This window comes from Rubneribacter sp., assembly GCF_965361815.1.
This window is the reverse complement of sequence record NZ_CBDTNW010000170.1, coordinates 63,512-85,663: the sequence shown is the minus strand read 5'-3', so window position 1 is coordinate 85,663 and position 22,152 is coordinate 63,512. Positions and strand designations below refer to the sequence as shown.

Annotated in this window: 6 protein-coding genes (1 of these 6 running past the window's edge); 2 read left to right on the top strand and 4 right to left on the bottom strand. The window is 65.8% G+C overall.

The genetic code is table 11. The features are described from left to right. Positions 1-265 precede the first annotated feature (265 nt). The gene (locus ACWKY3_RS12330; RefSeq protein WP_449316689.1) at positions 266-640 is read right to left on the bottom strand and encodes a winged helix-turn-helix transcriptional regulator; all 375 of its coding nucleotides are present in this window, start codon (positions 638-640) and stop codon (positions 266-268) included. A 445-nt stretch (positions 641-1,085) separates the two neighbouring features. Here ACWKY3_RS12330 and ACWKY3_RS12325 point away from each other — a divergent pair, with 445 nt between their 5' ends. Further along, positions 1,086-1,712 (top strand): NAD(P)-dependent oxidoreductase, encoded by a 627-nt coding sequence (locus ACWKY3_RS12325; protein ID WP_449316690.1) that lies wholly within the window; start codon positions 1,086-1,088, stop codon positions 1,710-1,712. Positions 1,713-2,307: 595 nt separating this feature from the next. On the opposite strand, the gene groL is transcribed toward ACWKY3_RS12325, so the two are convergent. Then, on the bottom strand, positions 2,308-3,918 hold the full coding sequence (groL, locus tag ACWKY3_RS12320) for a chaperonin GroEL (protein WP_449316691.1): 1,611 nt from the start codon (positions 3,916-3,918) through the stop codon (positions 2,308-2,310). A 407-nt stretch (positions 3,919-4,325) separates the two neighbouring features. Here groL and ACWKY3_RS12315 point away from each other — a divergent pair, with 407 nt between their 5' ends. After that, the gene (locus ACWKY3_RS12315; protein WP_449316692.1) at positions 4,326-5,120 is read left to right on the top strand and encodes an amidohydrolase family protein; all 795 of its coding nucleotides are present in this window, start codon (positions 4,326-4,328) and stop codon (positions 5,118-5,120) included. A 56-nt stretch (positions 5,121-5,176) separates the two neighbouring features. Here ACWKY3_RS12315 and ACWKY3_RS12310 read toward each other — a convergent pair whose 3' ends face one another. Both ACWKY3_RS12310 and ACWKY3_RS12305 read right to left on the bottom strand, forming a co-directional pair. Further along, positions 5,177-6,499 (bottom strand): hemolysin family protein, encoded by a 1,323-nt coding sequence (locus tag ACWKY3_RS12310; RefSeq protein WP_449316693.1) that lies wholly within the window; start codon positions 6,497-6,499, stop codon positions 5,177-5,179. Between the two features lie 296 nt (positions 6,500-6,795). Next, positions 6,796-22,152: the 3' portion of an SdrD B-like domain-containing protein gene (locus tag ACWKY3_RS12305; protein WP_449316694.1), read on the bottom strand. 14,559 nt of this gene lie beyond the right edge of the window; only the last 15,357 of its 29,916 coding nucleotides appear in the window; its start codon lies beyond the right edge, outside the window — the gene reads right to left on this strand; it ends in the stop codon at positions 6,796-6,798.

The following is a 22,152-nucleotide window of genomic DNA, read 5'->3' as shown; positions in this document are numbered from 1 at the left end:
GGTTTGCTGGGGACGCTAAACCGCATCTATGGGCGAGTCCGACACGCCAAGCACGCGAAGGCGCGGGCGGCGCCCAGGCACATTGGACGCGTAGCAGACGTACAGGCGCTCGGACGCATTGGACATTTGGGTACACGGGCATACGACGTACCAGACGCGGACGCGGGACGCTTGCGCGCCAGAATGTTTCACGTGAAACATTCGTTCCGACTTACCTGTTCGCTTGCGGGCGGTTCCATTGCACGGACGGACTGGTCCGCAGCGCTCACCGCGCCTTCGCCTGGTAGCCCTCGCCCCAGGTCCACATGGCGTCGATGATGGGGCGAAGGCTTTCGCCCGTGCCCGTGAGCGAGTACTCCACATGCGGCGGCACCTCGGGATACACGCGACGAATCACCAGCCCCGCTTCCTCCATATCGCGCAGGTTGGACGTGAGCACCTTCTGCGAGATGCCGCCGACGGAACGCTGGAGTTCTTTGAAGCGCATCGTCTTGTTCAGCAGCAGGTCGCGCATGATGAGCAGTCGCCATTTGCTGCCGATGAGCCGCACGCATGTCTCCACCGGGCACGCCGGCAAATCCGCACGTTTCGGCGCGTGCTCGTTGCTGAACTCAGCGTATGCTCCGTTTGTTCCATCCATGAGAATCCTTTCTTGCTCCGTGCGATGCCGCAACACAGCGCGCGGCCTTTTTTCCCCGTCGCAAAGTCCCTCCTGCGGCAACGCGCCTTGCGGCTGCCATGATCCAACACGACTTCGCGCATTGCCGCGGCGCCCCCGCATCGTTGCGGCGCGCCTCGGCCGCACACCGTCCCCCTTGCATTGCCGCGGCGCGACTCCCCGCATTGCTGCGGCGCGACTCCCCGCATCGCTGCGGCGCACCCCTTGCATCGTCGCGGCGCATCTCTCGCATCGCTGCGGCGCACCTCGCACATCGCTTCGACGCTGCCTCCTGCATTGCTTTATAGTTACCAAAAGGTACCTACAGCACAATATTGTGCCTACTTTCCCTTTGGTGCTCTGCATTCTAAGCTACGTTTCGTCAGAACGCAAACGGGCAAAGCGCCCCTACGAGAAAGGAACCCTCATGAAGATCGCAGTTGTCGCCGCGAACGGCAAAGCGGGCACGCTCATCACAGAAGAGCTGGTGAACCGCGGCAGCGAAGTGACCGCGTTCGTGCGCGGCGAGAACCGGACGGCCGCGCAGCACGCGGTGCGCAAGGACCTGTTCGATCTCGAAGCCACCGACCTCGCCGGATTCGATGCGGTGGTGGACGCCTTCGGCGCTTGGACGCCCGAGACGCCGCCCCAGCATTCCACTTCGCTTCGGCATCTGGCCGACCTGCTCTCCGGCACCGACACGCGCCTGCTGGTGGTGGGCGGCGCGGGCAGCCTGTTCGTCAATCCGGAGCACACCGTCACGCTTGACCAAACCCCCGAGTTCCCCGACACGTTCAAGCCGCTAGCCTCCGCCATGGCCGAAGCGCTGGCCGAGCTGCGCACGCGCGACGACGTGCGGTGGACCTACATAAGCCCCGCAGCCGACTTCCAAGCCGACGGTGAGCGCACGGGCGAATACCTGCTGGGCGGCGAAGAGCTGATAACGGGGTCTCAGGGATCCGTCATCAGCTACGCCGACTACGCTATTGCCCTGGCCGACGAAGCGGAGAGCGGCAACCATGTGCGCGAGCGCGTTTCGGTGGTGCGCAAGTAGCGCCCTCCTTGACGCAATGGGCGTGCACGACGCAAGAATGTTTCACGTGAAACATTCTTGCGTCGTATCGCCGCGAACGGACGGGGCAAGCAAACAGGGAGCTGCTTTTGCTGCGAACAGGCCAAGGTGGCTGTTCCGTCGCAAGCGGCGCAACGGGGAACCCGGGAATGTTTCACGTGAAACATTCGTTTGCCCTGTGCTCTTGGAATCGAAAAGAATGGGCAAGCAAGAGGAACAGCGACTGCCACGAGCAGGCGGAACGCAGCTCCTCTGCCAAGAGCAGCGCAACAGGACGCAACAGGGCGAAGCGCAGAAAGGCGAAGCACAACGGGACGCAGCGCAACAGGACGTGGCGCAACAGAGCGAGGCGCAACAGAGCGAGGCGCAACAGGACGCGGCGCAACGGAGCGAGGCATAGAAAGGCGAGGCGCAGCGCGTTTCACGCGGGACGCCTGCTTTGACTGCGCCGCGTCCAACGCACCAAACGCGTTCAGCGCGCAAAGAGCGAGGGTCCGCGCTCAAAGCACGGACCCTCGCTTCGCATCATCCGAAAAGGCACTCGGCCTTCAGCGAACGCCCTACGGCGCGGACCAGCTTACTCGTCCTCGCCTGCAGCCTGCTTCGCCGCCTCGGTCACCGAGGCGTTGGTGATGAGGATGAGGCTGGCCACCGACGCCGCAGCTTGCAGCGCCGTGCAGGCCACCTTCGCGGGATCGGCCACGCCCATGGAGATCATGTCGCCGTACTCGCCGGTCACGCAATTCAAGCCGAAGCCCTGCTTGGCCTCCTTGGCCTTTTCCACTTCCACGTTGCCGTCGAAGCCCGACGCGTACGCCAGCGCGCGCAACGGCTCCTCCACGGCCTTGCGGACGATGTCGATTCCCAGCTGCTCGTCGGCGTTGTCGCACGCCAGCGCGTCCACGGCGGACGCCGCCTGCAGAAGCGCCACGCCGCCGCCTGCCACCAGGCCCTGCTCGGCGGCCGAACGCGTGGCCAGCAGCGCATCCTGGATGCGGCTGCGAATCTCGTTCATCTCGCTTTCCGTGGCGGCGCCCACCTTCATCACGGCAAGGCCGTTGGAAAGCTTGGCCAAACGCTCGCGCAGAACGTCGCGGTCGTAGTCGGTGTGCTCGCGCTCAAGGTCGTTGCGGATCTGCGCGCAGCGCTCCTCGACAGCCTCGGGCTTGCCCTTGCCCCCGATGACCGTGGTGGTGTCCTTGGTGATCTGCACCAAGGCGGCACGGCCGAGCATGCTCTTCTTGGCGTCGGACAGGGCCAGGCCGCGATCAGGCGTGATGACCTCGCCACCCGTGAGGATGGCCAGGTCCTCCAGCTCCGTCTTGCGGCGGTCACCGTCCATGAGGCCGGGTGCCTGCACCGCCACGCTGATGAGCGTGCCGCGCGCACGATTCAAAAGCAGCGCCTTCATGGACTCGCCGCGCACGTCGTCGGCGGCAATGAGCAGGGGATGGCCCGAATCCATGACTTCCTCCAGCACGGGCACGACGTCTTTGAAGTTGTCGGCCAAGCGCTGGTCGGTCATCAGGATGTAGGGCTCCACCAGCTCGCCTTCCATGCGGCCCATGTCGTCGGCCATCTGCGGAGAGATGAAGCCGTGCTCGAACATCATGCCCTGGCGAAGCTCCACCTCTATGCCGAAATTCTGCGACTTCTCCACGGAGATGATGCCGTCTTTGCCGATGGCCTGCAGGGCGTCGGCGATTTTCTCACCGATCTCGGCATCGCCCGACGACACCGTGGCGATTTCCGCGAACTGGTCGCGCGTGGACACCTCCACCGCGTCTTTGAGCACCGCTTGCTCGATGGCGGTGGCGGCGCGTTGGATGCCGCGGCGCAGCGCCAGCGGATCGGAGCCGGCGGTCACGCAGCGCACGCCCTCGCTCACGATGGCATCGGCCAAGATGGTGGCGGTGGTGGTGCCGTCACCTGCGTCGTTGTTCGCAGCGATGGCGGCCTCGCGCACTATCTTCATGCCCATGTTCTCTATCGGGTCCGAAAGATCCACGTTGGCGGCCACGGTGGCACCGTCGTTGGAGACGTTGACTTTGGGCTTCTCCTTGGGCTTTTCCATTGCCACGTAGCGGCCCTTGGGGCCTATGGTCACCCGCACGGCATCTGCCAGTTTGCTCACGCCCGCAGCCATCTTTGCGCGCGCGTCGTTGTCGAACGCGATATCCTTGGACACGATCCTGTTCCTTTCTCGCTTTGCAGGGCGCGAGGCGCCCGTTTCGGTGAGCGAGCGGCCGCCAAGGAACGCAGCGCAGGTTCTTGTGCAGCCGCCAGAAAAGTCGCTAGGGAAAAATTAGCACTCTTTCGCTTTGAGTGCTAGTCATACGGGGGCTTTCGCGCAAGGAATTCAAAGCACGGGCCAGGCATCCGAGCGAGGGCCAGGCATCCGAGCCCCGGTCGGGCATCCGAGCGCGGGCCAGACCCGAATGCGCGTGCGGTTCCGCGCCCCGCCTGCTTCGCTCCGCTCCGCGCTCCCCGTCTGCCGCCGCGTCCCCAACGCAGCGCGTTTGGCTGCTGCGCAAACGCAAGCGTTGCACTACAATCGAAGGCGAAACACGCCGCAGATCGCAAAGGAGCTTGCCCATGGCCGTCATCGATGCCCATGCCCACATCTACCCCGACAAAATAGCCGCGCGCGCCGTGGACGCCATCGGAGAGTTCTACCTGGTGGACATGTACGGCAAGGGCACCGCCGAGCACCTGCTCTCCGTAAAGGACCGCTCCCCCATCACGCATTTCATCGTGCATTCGGTGGCCACGTCGGCGCGTGCGGTGGAGGGCATCAACGACTTCATAGCCACGCAGTGCTACGTGCATCCCGAGTTCATCGGGTTCATGACCATGCACCAGGATTACCCCGATCCCGAGGCCGAGATAGAGCGCGCCATCAGCTTGGGGCTTCGCGGCATGAAGCTGCATCCGGACACGCAGAAGGTGAACATGGACGACCCTCGGCTCATGGAGATCTACCAGATGATAGAAGGCCGCATGCCGCTGGTGGTGCACACCGGCGACTACCGCTACGATTACTCGCATCCCCGGCGCCTGGCGCACATCTTGAAAACGTTCCCCGACCTGGTGGTGGACGCGGCCCACTTCGGCTTCTGGTCGTGCTACGAAGTGGGGTACGACACGCTGCACCACCTGGACAACGTGTTCATCGACGCGTCCAGTTCCCAGTTCTTCTTAGGGCCGCGCCGCACGCGGGAGCTTGCGCGTCTCTGGGGCACCGACCGCGTGATGTTCGGGTCCGACTTCCCCATGTGGGATCCGGTCGACGAGTACAACCAGTTCGTCAACGCGGGATTCAGCGAGGACGAGCTGGAGAACATGCTGTGGCACAACGCCGAGCGCTTCGTCGGCGTGAAGGTGGACTGAGGGGCGCGCAACACGGCTGCACCCCCGCGCGCCGCAAGGCGCGGCGGATGCGGGGCTTACGCCTCCTCGGCCTCTTCGGAGGCGGACTCCAGCACCACGCGGATCTTGTCGATGCGATGGCGGTCCATGTCCATCACGGTGAACGACGCCTTTTTGCCGCCGTCCTCCACGGAAACGGCGTCGCCCTCGTCGGGAATGCGGTCGAACAGCGTGAGCAGCAAACCGCCCGCCGTCTCGCACTCCTCCGACTCCTCCGGCTCGAAGCCGATAAGCTCCACCGTGTCGTCGATGGGCAGCGAGCCGTCGATGAGGTAGCTGCCGTCGTCCAGCTTCACCACTTCGTCCGTCTCGCCGTGCAGGTACTCGTCGTCTATGCGCCCGACGATCTGCTCCATGATGTCGCTCATGGTGACGATGCCCGCCGTGCCGCCGTGCTCGTCTATGACCACGGCGATCTTCGTGCGTTCGGCCTGCAGAGTTTGCAGCAGCTTCGCGATGGGGATGCCCTCGGGAACCGCCTGGATCGGGCGCACGCGTAGATCGTCCACCGTGGCGTCTTGCGGCAGCGTGTAGAGGTCCTTCACATGCACGAAGCCGACGATGCGGTCCTTCGTGTCGCGGCACACCGGGTAGCGCGTGAACTTGTAGGACTGCACCAGCTGCAGGTTCTCTTCGAGCGAATCCTCCAGGTCGATGCAGATGACGTCGGTGCGCGGGGTCATGATGGCCTCGGCGTCCTTGTCGCCTAGATCGAAGATGTTGTCCACGTACTCGTTTTGCTCGGGGTCGATGAGGCCGCTTTCGGTGCTCTCGTCGATGAGCAGCTTGATCTCCTCGTCGGTGTACACCTCGTGCTCGTTGGCCACGTCGTGGCCCAAAAGCTTCATGACGCCGTTCGTGATGGAGTTGAACAGCCACATGACGGGGTACGTGATGCGGTAGAACCACACGAGCAGCCCCGCCGTGAGCAGGGCCCAGCGCTCCGTGGAGAAGATGGCGAGCGACTTAGGGATAAGCTCGCCCACCACAATGTGCAAAGCGGTGATGATGATGAAGCCCACGGCCACGGCGATGGCGTGGATGGCCGCCTCCGGCAAACCGATGGCTGCAAGAGCGGGCGAGATGAGGGCCGAGACAGCCGGCTCGCCCAGCCAGCCCAAGGCCAGCGAGGCCAACGTGATGCCCAGCTGGCACGCCGAAAGATAGGCGTTCACGTTGTCGGCGATGAGCTTGGCGTACTTGGCGCCGCCTTTGCCCTCGTCAAGGGCTATTTCGATCTGGGACTTTCGCACGCGCACGAGCGAGAACTCAGCAACGACGAAAAAGGCATTCATGATCAGGAAAAACAGAACAAGAAGCAAGCTGATTGCTGGGTGCATGGCTGCGGATGGTCCTCCTTTGTATGACATTCGCCTCGCTATCGTACGACACCGCTCCCCCCGGGTCGGTCGGCTGGTCGCAGAAACCCGCAGGTTTCCATAAGTGGGGGCCGAAGCGACGCGACGGAGGCGGGCGATGGCGGGGAACGCAGAGGGGGCGGGCGGCCGAGGCGCTGCGCGCTGGCGGGTTCGTCGAGGTTGGCGGTTGCCATCGCAGGCTCGGACGCAATGGACCCAGAAAAAGGCGGGCGCTTCGCGTGAAGCGCCCGCCAACCGACAGACTATGCAGCGACGGACTACGCACCCACAGGCTCGCCCTTGTCCAGCCCGCGCCTGCGCCTGCGGCGCGCGGCGATCGTCGCCGTGGCGGCAACCGCCGCGACCACCAGCGCGAACGGCAGGCGCGCCCACAGGTCGCCCAGCTTGGGCAGAGGCTTGATCGCTCCCTCGTCAAACCACAGCCCCAAATCCACCGCGTTGCCGTCGGCGCGCGTCCAGCTTGCCACATGCACCAGATCGAAGGACTGCCCAAACGCATTGGCCCCTTCGGATCGGGCCGAGCCGGGCGTCAAGGCCGCAGTCGCGCCGAGCGCGTCCCCGCGGTCGAGGTCGAGCGGCGCGAAATCGTTGTCCTCGTTGTCGCGAGTGTTGCCCTGCGCGTCAAGCTCGGTGACGTGCGAGCCCTTCGGCCCCTCCGCGCGCACGCGGTACTGGTAAGGCGCGCCTGTCTCCGAGCAGACGGGAAGCTCCTCGAAGCGATAGGTGCCATCCTCGCCCGAAGGCATGCCGGCCACGTCCGTCCAACCCTCGTCAGTCCCGGCGACAGCGGGCCCGACGGCCGCAGAGGCGGGCGCCGCATCGCCGCCCGTCGCAACCTCCCGGCGGTCCAGGCGCACCTCCACGCCCACGAGCGGCTGCTCTCCCACATCCTGCAAACCGTTACGGTTGTCGTCATCCCACACACGACCCTCGATGACCATCAGACCGTGCGGCACGAAGCCCGCGTCAAGGCAGGCGCAGTCGTGCGAGGCCACCGGCGAGTACGCGCGGCCTCCGGGCCCGTTCCCGATGTCGGACGGATCGGAGCCGTCGGCCGCATCGGCCAGCACGATCAGACCCTCCACCGGCTCGTCGGGCAGCAGCCACGTCGTCGCCTCGTCCAAATCGGAATCGAGCGCGGCATCGCCCGCATCAAGCCGCGAAACATCGAAGCCCTGCGGGAACTCCTCCACCACCACGCGGTAGCCGTACACCAACGTCTCCACCGTGCCGTCGTCCGCGGCAGCCACGCCGACAGCAGGCAAGCCGGTGAAGGCGTAGGAGCCGTCCTCGGCCGTGACGGCCGTTTTGGCCTCGAACGCCTCGTCGAACTCCCAACGATCGCCATCCGCCGCGCCCGAACGGTACGCGTACCGCGACAAACTCACCCTCACGCCCGCCAGGCCGGCCTCGTCCCGGCCCTGCAAGCCGTCGTCGTCGGCGTCCACCCACGCCCGGCCGCTGATGCTGGCCGGGCGCACGGCCACAAAGCCCGCGTCGCCGCCGCGCTGGGCCACCGCGCTGCGCAGCACGTCGTACTCCACACCCGCGAACGTATCGCGGTACTGGCTGTTCAAAGCCCCGTCAACCGCAACGGCCATCACGGCGAACCCATCGCCGCGCAGCGCGCCCTCGGTACCGTCGGGATAGCGCTCCACCACAGACAGCGTCCGGTTAGCTGCATCAAGCAGCGCGTCCGAATCCACCGTGGGGTCGTCGCCCACGTGGTAGCGCGTGGCCGCGTAGCCCTCGGGCGCGCCGTCAAGCGACACCCGGTAGGCCGCCAGGCGGAAGTCGTCGTCGCCCAACTGGCCCTCCTCCACCGGCGCGCCATCCTTCATCTGCACGTACGGCGCCAGGCCCTCAAAGCGGTAGCGACCCCGCTCGTCGGTGATCGCGGTGCGGCCAAACGCCTCGTTTCGCACCCATTCCCCGCTTTCGCGGTACCACTGGGTAATCCGCACGGCCTGTCCGGGCATGCCGAACTCCAAACCCTCCTCGCCGGGAGAGGTTAGGTCCTGTGTGCCGTCGTAATTCGCGTCGTCCCACACCACGCCTTCGAGCACGCCAAACGGGAAGGGTCCGAAGCCACCGTTCATGCGCAGCTCGCTGCGGCCCTCGGCCACATTGAAGCCCTCAAGCACGTAGGAGCCGTTCACTGCGGCGTCGCCCTCTGCAGCGGGACGCGCCAGCACAATGCGCCCGTCCAGCACGGACTTGTCGGACTCGGCCACATGAGATTCCGTCCAGGCGATGGCCCTATCCTCCTCGGACGCGGGCGGCACGACGGAGTTGTCTCCAGGCCGGCGCACCTTGGAGTTGAGCTTGTCAGCCGCAGGCGAGTCGGTCTGCAGCACCGTGACCGGCAGACCACCCGTGCCCTCGGAGCCCTGGGACCCGTCAACCGCAAGTGTGTAGCCTACCAAACGCCGCACGCCATCTTCGTCAAGCGCCGAAGCGGCCAGCCCGCCGAACTCGAAACGTCCCGCGCCGTTTGTAAGCTGGGACGCCTCCCCTGTCTTCGTCCAGCCATCCTTGCCCAGAAGCCACGTGGACAGCGCAACGCGTTTGCCCGCCAGCAACTCCTCGCCGTCGCTTATCACACCGTCGTAATTAGCATCAACCCACAGCGTGCCCGCTATGGCGTTTGCCGGCGGCGCCATGAGGCCGGCGTCGTCGTGGTCGCGCGAGAGCACCCGCGCCAGGTCGTACGTTGCCAGCGACGCCGCGCCGTCTGCGCGCGAGGCCGGCGCTTGCACCCGGTTGTCCAGCGCCGTGCCCTCGTCGGCCAACCCCAGCAGCACCAGATATTCCTGCGCCGCCCGCTCGGCCAGAAGGCCGTCTTGGAACAGATCGGAATCAAAGGTGCCGTCTTCTCCCAAACGCGGAACCGACACCAACCACGATGCCTTTACCTCATCAGGATGGGCAAGCTCCACTCGGTAGGCGTACACCACAGGCGCACCATCCACCGTACCCCACGCGTCCAGACCGTCGAAGCGGTACACACCGTGGGAGTTGCGGCCAAAGCCATCCACACCCTGACCAGTTGCTTGAACCATGGGCGTGAAGGATTCGTCCACCTTCCAACCATCGCCGTCGCCATCCGCGTTGCCCGCATCGGGCACATAGCGGGTAAGCACCACGTCCACGCCGTCGATGCCAGCTTCCGGACGATAACCCTCCGAAGAACCCGACACCTCCGAGCGTTCGTTTTGCAGCCCGTTACCGTCAGCATCCTCCCACACCACGCCCGCGATGTGCGTGGTAGCAACCAAATGTTCGCCCGCATCGCCACCGGACACAGGATTGGCCTGAACGCGGACCAGGTCGAACACAACACCAGCATACTCCACGCCATACGGAGATCTCGCATCGTCCGCAGCCACCGGATGCGCCACAATGACCGCGCCGTCTGAGCGTTCCGCCCCATCGGCGGAAACGAACTGCTCGTAGAGCGGTATGGTGGCCTCGCCCGCAACCAGCAACGCGTCGGAGTCTGCCTGCGGATTATCGCCCGCATGATAGTGCGTGACAATGCGGCCCTCGCCAGGTGCATCCACACTCACCCGGTAGGAGGCCAAACGGAAGTCATCGGTAGCGTGCCCCGCCGGGGCAAACGAGCCGTCTGCGGCCAGCCGCACAAAGGATGGCAGCCCCTCGAAGACATAGCGGCCCTCCCCGTTGGTGGTCGTGGTGCGGGAGAAGTCTGCGTTTTGCACCCAGGTGCCATCTGAGCCCAGGTACCACTGGGTCAGGTGCACGCTGCGGCCCTCGATGCCCGGCTCTTGCGCCGGATCTCCCTGCACGCCGTCGTAGTCGGCGTCCTCCCACACCACGCCTTCGATGGAGCCGGTTTCAGCGGGGATGAACCCGCCGTTCATGCGGTTTTCGTCTTGGGCGAAGGCCAGGTTGTAGCCCAGGCGGTCGTAGTCGGCCACCATGCCCGGCTGCGTGCGCTCGGCCACCACCATACGGCCGCCCAGCACGCGGTGCGCCGGATCGTCCGCGCCGGCTCCGGTGTTCCAGGCTATAGCATAGTCCCCCGCGTTCTGCGGCGCCGCAACCGAGGCGTCGCCCGGACGGCGCACCTTGGAGTTGTCGTTGTCGGAAGTTGGCGAATCTGCTTGCAGAGCCGTCACCGGCAGGCCGCCCACGCCCGCAGAACCCGCCGCATCGAACGCCTGGCCGTCCACCGCCAGCGTGTAGCCCAGAAGCCGACGCACGTTGCCATCGGCCGCCGAGGCCGCCACCGTGAAGGAGAAGCGACCGTCGTCGCCCGTCAGCGCCTCTTGGTCGCCAGCCGCATAGCGCTGCCAAGCACCCTGGTCGTCCAGCATCCACGCGGCAAGGCGCACCGTGCGGCCGGGCAGCACGTCCTCGGGCGCCGCGTTGCCTTCGGCTTGCGCATTGTAGAGGCCGTCATGGTTGGCGTCCCACCACAGCACGCCGGACACTTCGGCGGCAGGCAGCTCCACCAGGCCCGCATCGCCGCCGGCCGTCGCCTCGCGCGCAGCGGCCAACAGGTCGTACGAGCGGTTCGTGGCCGGATCCTCGCCAATAAACGCGCCGCTTGCGCCAACCGCAGCCGCCGCAAGAACGATGCGGTCGCCCGGACGCGTTTGCACCGAACCGTCATCGGCCGCCACCTGGTCATGCAAGGGATGCCAACCCGCCGCATCCGCACCGTCGGCATCCGAGTCCACGCCCACGCTGGCCGCCGGACCCGCATCGAGCACGGCATGATAGCGCGTGAGCAGGCGGTCGTCCGCAAGCGCGCCCACATACACCTTGTAGGAAGCAAGGTACGACCGCGACGTGGCCGTGTCCGTCCACGCCGTGGGAAGATTGTCGAACACGTAGCGGCCCTCGGCATTCGTGACCGTAGCCACCGCCGTCGTGCCCGCTGCGCCAAACGCATCGTTGCGCTCCCACACGCCGTTTTTGAGCACGTACTGCTCCAGCAGCACCTGCTGGCCGTCCACGCCGCGCTCGGCGGCTTCATCGCGCAAGCCGTCGCGGTTCGCGTCGTCCCACACCACGCCCTCGATGCGCGCCGTGGGCACGGCCACCAGGCCGCCGTCCCACGTGTCGTCCTCAAAGCCGCGCGCCGCATCGTAGGACGCGCCGCCCGGCCCCGCCACCGCGTACTGCGAGCCATCGGCGGCAGGCTGCGCCGGCACGATGAACTCGCCGTCGTCGGTGAGGTAGCGGGTGCCGCCCGCCGCCGCAGGCGCGCCAAAAAGCGCCGGTTTCACAGCTTCGGCCAGGTCGGAATCGAGGGCGCGATCGTCCCCGGCGCGGCGCTGCGTCACGCCCCACGCCTCGGGCAGCGCGCCCAGATGGGCGCCGTCCACACGCACCTTGTAACCGGCGAGCCGCACCGTGCCGTCAACCGTGATGGTGGTGGGCACCTCGAAACGATAGGCACCGTCGGCGCCGGTCGCCGTCGTTTCCAACGCACCGGCGGGGGCGATCTTCCACTCATCCGCATCGGCATCGAAGTACCAGCGCTCCAACGTCACCGTCAGCCCCGCGACGCCCGGCTCGTCGGCCGGATCGTCCTGAACGCCGTCGCGGTCCGCGTCGTCCCAGATGCGCCCGGACACAAACGCGGGTTCCCGGTCGGTGAACCCGGCGTCGCCGCCGAAAACGCGCTCTTCGGCCCGCACCGGGTCATAGCTCACGCCGGCGTAATCGGCTGCGTACACGGCGGGCGCGTCGCCGTCGGCAACCGGATGCGCCACGATGACCGCGCCGTCGGCCCGCGCGTCTTCGTACTGCTGATAGAGCGGCAGCGGCGTGCCGTCGGCGGTCACCACCGCGTCGGAGTCCTTCGAAGAGTCAGACCCGGCATGGAAGCGCGTGACCACCTCGTCGCCCTCGGGCCCTTGCACGCTCACGCGGTAGGATGCCAAGCGGAAGTCGTCGTCGCCACGCACGGTTTGATCCACAGGCGCGCCGTCCTTCATCTGCACATAGGGCGCCAAGCCTTCGAAGGAGTAGCGGCCCTCGCTATCTGTGAGCGTCGAGACGCTGCCGGCCGGACCGCCATTGCCGCCCAGGCCGAAGGACGCGTTCTGCACCCACTGGCCGTCGTCGCCCAGGTACCATTGGGTCAGGTACACCTGGCGGCTGCCGATGCCCGGCTCGCCGTCTTCCTGGACGCCGTCGTAGTCAAGGTCCTTCCACACCAGGCCCTCGACCTTGCCCTGCTCGGCCGGCACGAAGCCGCCGTGCATGCGGTTCTCGTCCTCGGCGAAGGCCACGTTGTAGCCCGAAAGCTCGTAGGCGTCGTTCATGCCGTCTTTATCGGCGGCGGCCACCACCACGCGCCCGTCCAGCACGCGACGGCCGTCCACGGTGCCTTGGTCGTCCGCACCGTCCTCGCCCGCCCAGGCGATGGCGTAATCCTCCGCAGTCTGCGGAGCTTCCACCGAGGTGTCGTTCGGTCGGCGCACCTTGGAGTTCGCGCTGTCGGACGTAGGCGAATCCACCTGCACAGACGTGATAGGCAGACCGCCCACGCCCGCAGAGCCCGCGTCAGAATAGGTTTGCCCGTCGGCCGCCAGGGTGTAGCCCAGCAGACGCCGCACGCCGTCCACCTGGGCCGACGCCGCCACATCAAAGGAGAAGCGTCCGTCGCTGCCGCTGGTGGCTTCTTGGTCGGCCGCCGCATAGCGCTCCCATGCGCCCTGCTCCTCGTTGCGATACCACGCCGCGAGATGCACCGTACGCCCAGGCAGCACCGCCTCGGGCGCCGTGCCAACCGCGGCCTGCGAGTTATACAGACCGTCGTGGTTGGCATCCCACCACAGCACGCCGGACACCGTGGCCCGCGGCTCATCCACCACGCCCGCGTCGCCGCCGCGCTGCTGCTCGCGGCCGGCCAGCGCGTCGTAGGTCACGCCGTTGAACGTGCCCGTGTACCACGGAACAGCCGCAGACGCATCCTGCTTTTGCGCCAGAATAATGAAGCCATCCTCGCGCAGCTGGGTTGTTGCGCCCGCGCCGTCGTCAAACGTTTCGAACAGCTCGCCCACCTTCAACCCTTCGGCCGGAGCCGCCAGGTCGGAGTCGATGGTGCGGTCGGTGCCCGCATGGCAGACGGAGGCCAGTTCGCCATCGGGCAGAAGCACGCTCACGCGATACGCCGCCAGACGGAAGTCGTCGGCGCCCACCCGCACGTAGGATGTCAGGTTGTCGAAGGAATAGCGGCCCTCGCCATCTGTGAGCGTCGAGACGCTGCCGACCGGGCCGCCGTCGCCGCCTGCGCCGAAGGCGGTGTTCTGCACCCACTGGCCGTTGTCGCCCAGGTACCACTGGGTCAGGTACACCCGGCGGCCGTCCACCGGCTTGTCATCCCCATCTTCGGTGCGCATGCCATCGCGATCCGCGTCGTTCCACACCACGCCGGTGATGCTTCCTTTCGCATCGGGCACCACGCCGCCGTTCATACGCAGCTCGTCTTGACCGGCGGACACGTCGAAGGACAGGCCGCCCGCATCCACGCGGTACGCGTTTGTGGTGGTGTCATCTGCCCGGGAGGCCAGCACCAGCCGGCCGTCCAGCACGCTGCGCACCAGACCATTCGCATTGCTATCCTGGCTATTCTGCTCGTTCCAACGCAGCGGATAGCTGTCTTGGCCGTACACGCCGGCGTTGGCGGCGGCATCGGCCGGACCCCGCATGGTGGAGTTGGCGCCGTCTTGCTGGGGGCTGTCCGACAGCAGGCGGGCAAGCGGCAGGTCGCCTATGCCATCGGCACCGCTGCCGGCCGCCTCCAGCGTGTAGCCCGCCAGCAGCACCTCGCCGCCCACGCCGCGCACGTAGGTGGGCAGGTTGTCAAACGAGAACGACCCGTCGGTCTGCGTGGTGGCGGTCAGATCGACCCCTGCCGCCGACCAGGTGCCGTCAGCCGCCCTCTTCCATTGCTTCAGGGTGACCTTCTTGCCGGACAGGCCCTCCTCGCCTTCATCTATCAGGCCGTCGTTGTCGGCGTCTTGCCACAAGCGGCCCGCCACCGTGTGCTTCGGCGGCACGATGACGCCCGCGTCGTTCGAAGCGCGATCGGATGCCTTGGCAGCATCGTAGATGAGCGTGGCGGCATCCTGCGTGCCCGGATTCGTTTCCTGGTAGTTGGGATTGCCGGAAACAGGCTGGTCGCGCATCACGTTCGCGCCGAAGGACTGGTCGTCGGCCACATCAAGCAGCACGTCGTACTCCACAGCCGCGCCGGCCGCGTCCGCCGCCATGAGGAAGCCGTCCTCAAAGCGCAGGTCGGAATCAACCTGATAGCTGTCGCCCTCCTGGTACTTGGCCATCATGAGGTTGCCGTCCGCGTAGCGCGCGTCGCTCACGCGCACGCGGTAGGCGTACGGCACGCGTCCGTTCGCCCCGTCGCTCTTCGAGGCCAGCAGGTTCTCGAACACGAACACGCCCGGTTGCTCGGTTGCGGCATCCGCGTTGCTGCCCGCATCCGCATCGCCGCCCGCGCTCGAATCGCCGGCCGCGCCACCTGCATCCGAGCCGCCAGCCACGTCGCTGTCTGCGCCACCCGTATCTGCATCATCACCCGTCGGCACAACAGCGCTCGCCACCGGCTGCTGCATGGCAGTACGGGCCGTGAGATCAGTCCAACCAGAATCCTTCATCCAGCCGCCGTTGCCGTCGGGAACGTAGCGCTCCAGCGTCACCTCCACGCCGTTGGGCAGGTCGTCCGCGCCAGCGCCAGCCGCCGCCTGCATCTCCTCGGCATCGCGAATGCCGTCGTTGTCGGCATCCAGCCACACGAAGCCGGAGATGCTCGGACGCGGCGCGGGCAGCTCGCCCACGTCGCCGCCGCGCACCTGGCCGTTCTCGTCGGCCACGCACGTGAGCCAGTCGTAGACGGCCGCCTGGCCGTCGAAGGAGTCGTTGGCCGCCACGGCAACCTGGCTTGCCTGGTCGTCAACCAGCGGATGGGCCGTGCCCGCGTCCGCCACCTTGTCGGCCAGGATGATCAGACCGTCGAGCGCACGCGCGCCCTCGTCCGTGCCGGCGGCACCCGCAGCGTAGCGGTCGGTCACCGCCAGGGGTTGCCCCAACGTGGCCACGTCAGAATCAAGGCTGATGGACGCCTCATCCTCGCCCTGATGGTAGCGCGTGAGCAGCCACGGCTCGCCATCCGCATCGTGGTTCACGTCGTTCAAGGCCACGCGATAGGCCGCCAGATAGTGCTGCCCATCGTCTGTTGTGTACGCCACCGGCAGGTTGTCGAACACATAGCGGCCCTCCGCATCCGTGCTCACCGTCACCGCACCCGTCGCCGCCGAGCCGCCCGTCACGATGCCCTTCGTCCACCGATCCGCGCCGAACGCCGTGTTCTGCTGCCACGCACTTCCGTCGTAGTACCACTGCGTGAGCGTCACCTTCTGGCCAGCCAAGCCGGGTTCGGACGCGTCCCAGTTCCCAGCCGCATCGCGCTTCTGCAACCCGTCGTAATCGGCGTCGTGCCACACGCGCCCGGTCACGCTGGCCGTGGGCACCGCCACCAAGCCGGCGTCCCACTTCTCTATGCGCTGGGCGTTCGCCAAGTCGTAGGTGCGCGTCAAGCCGTCGGGCAGCTTGATCTCGCACGTGTTGGCGTCCACCGTTTGGTTGTCGGCCTCGCCGGCAATGACGATCATCTGGTCAAACGCCAAATCGGCGTCGGAGCCGCTTGCAAGCCCCTCCTCGTTCATCCAGTACGACGTGCCATCCGCCGTATCGACCGCGGGAGCCGTGGACAGGTCGGAGTCGTTCTCCTCGCCCACATCCACGTTGCGCAGCGTCACGCCCCAGTCGGTGGTCAGGTTTGCCAGGTCATCCTTGGCAATGCGCAAGCGATAGCCCGCCAGGTACTTGTCCTTCTGATCTTCGTCAAGGTCGGGCTGCGCACCCAGCGGATCGGCCACATAGGTGGGCACGTCCCTGAACAGGTACAGACCTGATGCGCTCGTGGTCTGCGTCTGCAAAACGGGCTTCTTCGTGGCAGGATCGACCAACTGCTCCCAGCCCGCGCCGCCGTCCTTGTCCGGATTCCACCAGTACGTCTCCAGCGTCACCTGCACGCCCGGCACGCCCGGCTCGTCCATGTCCTGCACGCCGTCGTAGTCTTTGTCCTCCCACGCGAAGTTGCCCAGGTAGCCCTTCGTGCCGTCTATCCAGCCCAGCGCGAGCTTGCGGTAGTGCGCAAGGCCCGTCCACGCCTCGCCATCCTGCTCGTACACCGCCTTGCCGTCGGCGTCCACAGGCACCACGGCCTCGAACGCGCGCGTGATGCCGCGCCCTTCCTTGAGCTGCAGGTCGTTGTCCCACACGCCGTCGGCGCCCGTCGCGCCGGGGCGCACCGGGAACTCCAGCGGGTCGTTGCTGCGCACGTACAGCGTGGGTTTCAGCAGCTGCGTGCCGTACTCGTCCTCGCACGTCACCACGTAGTGCCGCCCCGTTTGCAAGCTGAACGAGAACGCGCCGTCGGCCTCCGTCTCCTGCACGGCGGGCTTGCCGTCGGCATCGAGCGCGGGCCCGTCCGACACCTCGCCCGTGACCGGATCGTAGTCGTGCACCGTCACCGTCATGCGCGCCAGGCGTTTCTCCTCCGCAGCGGTGCCGCTGCCCAGCGCATCGTCAATGCCCGTGCCGTAGTAGTCCAGCACGCCGTCGATGGCGTCCTCGCCCTTGTCACCTTCGAGCGAGCCGTCTGCCAGAAGGTCGTCGCGATACACCACGCCCTCGTAGGTGGCAGGCATGGCAATGCCCACGTCGTAGCTGGTCATGCGCGCGTCGTAGGCCGCGTGCACCTGGTCGGGCTGGCCGGCTTTGAGCGCCTCCTCGTCAAAGGCCACTGCATCCACCTGTATCACGTCGGAGGTGGCCACCAACGCCGTTTCGTCCACGTCGGCCGTTGCGGGGTCGTCTGCGCGATGCTCTATGGTCATGGCGGTGTCTGCCACGCCGTCCCCGTCGTCATCGGGGCCGATGCTGCGCGTGCTCAGCGTGTAGCCGGCGTATTCCTTGGGGAAGGTGAAACGCAGCCGGTACTCGCCCGGAGCCAGGTTGGACAAGATGTAGTAGCCCTTGTTGTCGTAGTAGTCCGACTCGGTCACATAGGAGTAAGGCGCGCCGGCCTCGGCCAGGTCGTAGCCGCCGTTCTGATTGATGATAGGCTCGCCCGTCTCCGGGTCGCACACCACCCACTGGTCCTTGCCGTCCGTAAGCGCCGGATCGTTCACCAGCGAGGACGCTTGCCCGTCGCGGTTAACCGGCTGGCCGTAGGCGTTGAGCAGCTCCACCTTCACGCCGTTGATGCCGGGGTCTTCCGCCTCGCCGTCGTAGTCGAGGTCGCGGAAGAGGTCGGCCGTGCGCGAGCCGTTGCCGTACAGGCCTTCCCACACGCCGGTGTCAGGGTCGATGCTCTTGTCGGTGGACAGCAGCCAGCGCCCGTTGTCGGCCAGGTGATAGGTGGTTTCGCGCCCCAAGCCGTCCTGGGTCAGCTCGCCGTCCGTGTCGTTTTGCAAACGATCCCAGTCGGGGTCCAACCACACGTAGTCGCCAATGTAGCCGCGCTCGGCCGGGGCGTCCACGAACGCGCCGGCGGAGGCGTACTCGGTTACCGAGGTGTTCTCGTCGTCAGTAGCCGACCTTCCGCTGTTCACGCGGCTGGCGAACGTGTTTTTCTGCATGGTGTCAGCCAGCTGTTCGGCCCGTCCCGGATTGGCTTCGGCATCCATGTCGAAGGCGGGATCGCCCGACAAGTTGCCCAGGTACTTGGGCAGATTGAGCGGAGCGCGCAAATCGTAGGTGAGCCGGATGGTGCCCAGCGGATAGATGAACACGTCATCGTTTAGCACCTGGCCCCACAGCGCACGGATGGCCTTTTTCAGCTTCTCGGCCTCGGCCGGATGGTCGGCGCAGTATTGCTTGAACTCGGACAAGCTGACAAAGCCGAGATCGGCCATGCCCGCGCCCTTGTTGTCGCGCACATCGTAGTACAGCGCGTTCATCCATTTCAAGCGGTCGGCGTCTCCGGACAAACGATACAATTCGGGCAGCTCGGCTTCGGTTTGCGGCACAAGGGCGCCGCCCTCTCTCTTGAAGGGACCCACCCATATGCTGCACTCGCTCTCGCCCAGCTCCTGGTCCACACGATCGCCCAGCAGGCCGTCGGGAACGGCACGCGTCATCTTGATGGAGTCGAGATCGTCCAGCCAACCGTTCCACTGGGAGTTGCGGGGCACGCCCTCGTTGCCCTCTCCAGGGCTGCTGGCGTACTTGTCGCCCTCGTAAGGCAGAATGTCGAGCATGGCCGAACGCACGAAGCCCAAGGCGGACGTCTCGTTGGCGCCCACGTTGTCGATAGAGTTGAGGTAGGTGTAGCTTGTGCCCTCGGGCACAGCCACCGGCCCGTTCACGTTGGAGCTTCCGATGGTGAACAAGGTGTTCACCTGGGAGGAGGCGTACTTCGTCTGAAGCGTGGTGTTGTTGGAGGCAAAGCCCATGGACTCCATCTGCTTCATAATCATCTTCTGATTGTTGATGCCGTCCAAGTTCACGTCGCGGGTGTCGCGCGTTATGCCTATCTTGCTTTCGCCGGTTTGCACGGCGGGCACGTACCCGTTGAAGTTGCCCTGCTTGTAGCCGTAGCCCGAAGCCGTCAGCAACTCCTTGACGAGGGCGCCGTTCGCATCTTCGCGAATGGGCATCATGAACTCCACCACCAGCGTGCTGCCCGCCTCCAGGCGACCCAGGTTCTGGTTGCCGCTGTCTTCGGTGCCGGCAAAGTGCCAACTCATGAACTCGCGGTTCACCTGGCTGTCCGCAGAACCCAGCTTGTCGGCCACCAGGAGGTCGCCGCCCACGTAAGGCTCGGGCATCCCCAAACCGCCGTTGCTTTGCTCTTGGTATGCTCCCGGCGTGAAAGAGTAGTCGCCGGAAGAACTCGCGCTCATCTCCGTTTCAGCCACATAATACGTCCACAGCGGCGTGGCGTCGTCCAGATTGGCGGCAGGACGCGTAACCTCTTCAAACACCTGCTCGCCGTTGTCGTCGTATGTCGGTTTGCCCTCATCGTCCAAGACGGGCTTCTTCTCAATGATCGGGCTGCTGGTGTACGCCGGGTTCAACGGGCAGTCTTCGCTTGTATAGTTGTCGTACGAAACGAACTCGAAGTCGTCGGGCGTCAACCCCTCGGCCGCCCCGAACGCCTCGATGAACGGAAGAATGACCGACAGTTGCGGATTGGAGCAGTAGTCCTCCCCATGACGTTCGTCGTACAGACCCAACGCCTCAAGCTGCTCGTTGCTCAAATTGCTCAGCGTCAGCTGGTAGCGCATCATGCGCGAAGCCCGGGGATCTATGGTGGGGCGAGTGGAGAAATTGCTCCATGCGTAGCCGCTCAAACCTCCGCCCTCGAAATAGGACTGATGCATATCGAACGCCAGATACGGATACTCCGGGTCGCGGTAGAAGCCCGCCCGCGCCCGCGCGTCGTCCGAACGCAGGTACTTCGTGTCATCGTAGCGCGGCGTGGCGCTTGCAAAGTGATTCAGATGCACGATGGACGTGGGCACGATGCTCTCTGCATCGTCGGTTTCGGTGCCGCCCGCATCGCCATCGCCAACATCGAGCACCGTCAGGCCCGCAGCCCGAGCGGCTTCCAATCCTTCGTCGGTAGAGGCCACGAAAGCTCCGCCTCCGTTGGCGGCTTCCCTCACCGCAGCGGATTCGTCAGCCGCAAGCGCAGCCTCAGACGCAGCCTCGGCCTCGGCCAGATCATCGTCGTCCACCGCCACATAGGTGGGCAGTTCTGCGGCACTGGTGGCCGCAGCGCCTTCGGGGATCCTCGGCGTTTCCATGACCAGCGTGTTGCACACCACGGCAGCAGCGTTGCTGGTGATGCCTCCGGGCATGGGCGTCTGAGCCTCAATCCTCACCACGCCGTACTTGTCACGCTGATAGCTTGTGCCGTCCGGATTCTTCAACGGCGTCCAACCCACGTTGGCGCGCTGCGGGTCAACGTCGTCAGGCTCTTGCGAACCGAAGGTGAACTCCCTTGTCTCATCGGACGCATCGTCGTCCACCGCAGCATCCACCGCAAGGCGCAGGCCCTGCGGCACCGGACAAGCGCGCCCAGCGTTCGTATCGTCCAGCGAGCCGGCAGTGATAATCCAACGTACTTGGCGCACGTCCTTGCCGCGTTCGGTCGATAGGGGTATCTCCACGTTCTGCTTGTCGGAGACGGCATAGCCGTTCGGATCGCCCACCAGCTTCCACTCGCCGGCTTCGTAATAGTCGCGATCCTTGGAAGTGCCCGCCAGCGCGAAGTTCTCCTTGTCCTGATACGAAGGTCCGTTCTGCTCCTCGTATCCGTTTGCGGAATCGGTGTAGGAGGTGGACGCCTGGCGCACCAGCACGTAGACGCGCAGCTGCTGCTCTATGGATTCCTTCTCCTCCTGGGTGTACTCGGTGCCGCCAATCTCCCATACGCCGGTGCTCACGCGCTCCACACCCGGCTGCGTGCGGCCGATGGCCATGGAGGAGTTTCCAAAAGGCGCATCCAGCACCGAGCCTTGGCCCGTAGCCCAATAAGGCACCTGCCAATCCACGATGAAGCTGTTCACCGCGCCGCCGGTGTTGATGGCCTGCGTGACCATCATGGTGGTGGACCCGCGTTCGTGAGCGTCATCGCCCAAAACCACGCCGAAGTCCGGATCGGACACCAGACTGCGCTGATCCAGCGTATCAGCGCGGATGGAAGCGCTGGGCTTGGCCACCTTGAACCAACCGGCGGCGGCCGCAGTGTAGATGTCGTCCAGCTCGCCGTCCGCATCGTAGTCCGTGTCAGGCACCTGCACGTCGTCATCCGGATTGCTCGGGTCGCCCTCGTCCAGGTACCCCGGCGCATCCTCCACCCGATTGTCGAACGTGAAGCGGTCGGGGGTTTGGTCGGAGAAGTCCTTTACCGGAAAATCGGGGTCTGCGGGCAGCTTGGGCTTGGTTTTGGTTTCCCCTGCCGCGCCTTCGTCTCCGGTGTAGTTGTCGGAATAGGTGTGCGTCCATTCGTCCGTCCAGCCCAGGGTTCGGTCGTGCGTGGTCACGTACGCCTGCGAGCCCTCGCCGTCCCAGGTGCGAATGTTCTCAAGTTGCTCGCGGTAGGTTTCGGGCATGCCCTCGGCAGCAGATTCCTCGTCGCCCAGGTTGTCGATGACCGTGCGCACCTTGAGCGTGATCACATCGCCCATGCCGAAGTAGCCGTCCGGACGGATACCGTCTTTCCAGTACGCCTCCAGCATGCTGTTCGAACCATCGAACTCCGCATCAGTGGCGTCGTCAGGCGGCGCCAGCTCGACCACCAGCACCTCGCCCTCGTGCGACTTCGGCTTGGCCGTGCTGCCCGCACCCGCATCGTCGGGATCGTCGTAGTCGGGCTTGGCGTAATCGGGATCGCTGTAATTGTTCGCACCGTAGTCGGGCTGCGCGGTGACGTTCACCGTCCAGCCGGCCGCGCGCAGCTGCTTGGGCGTCAGGGTCTCGATCACCTGATCGGTCTGACCGCGTGGCGTATAAGTGCGTTCGACGAAGAACTGGTAGTCGTC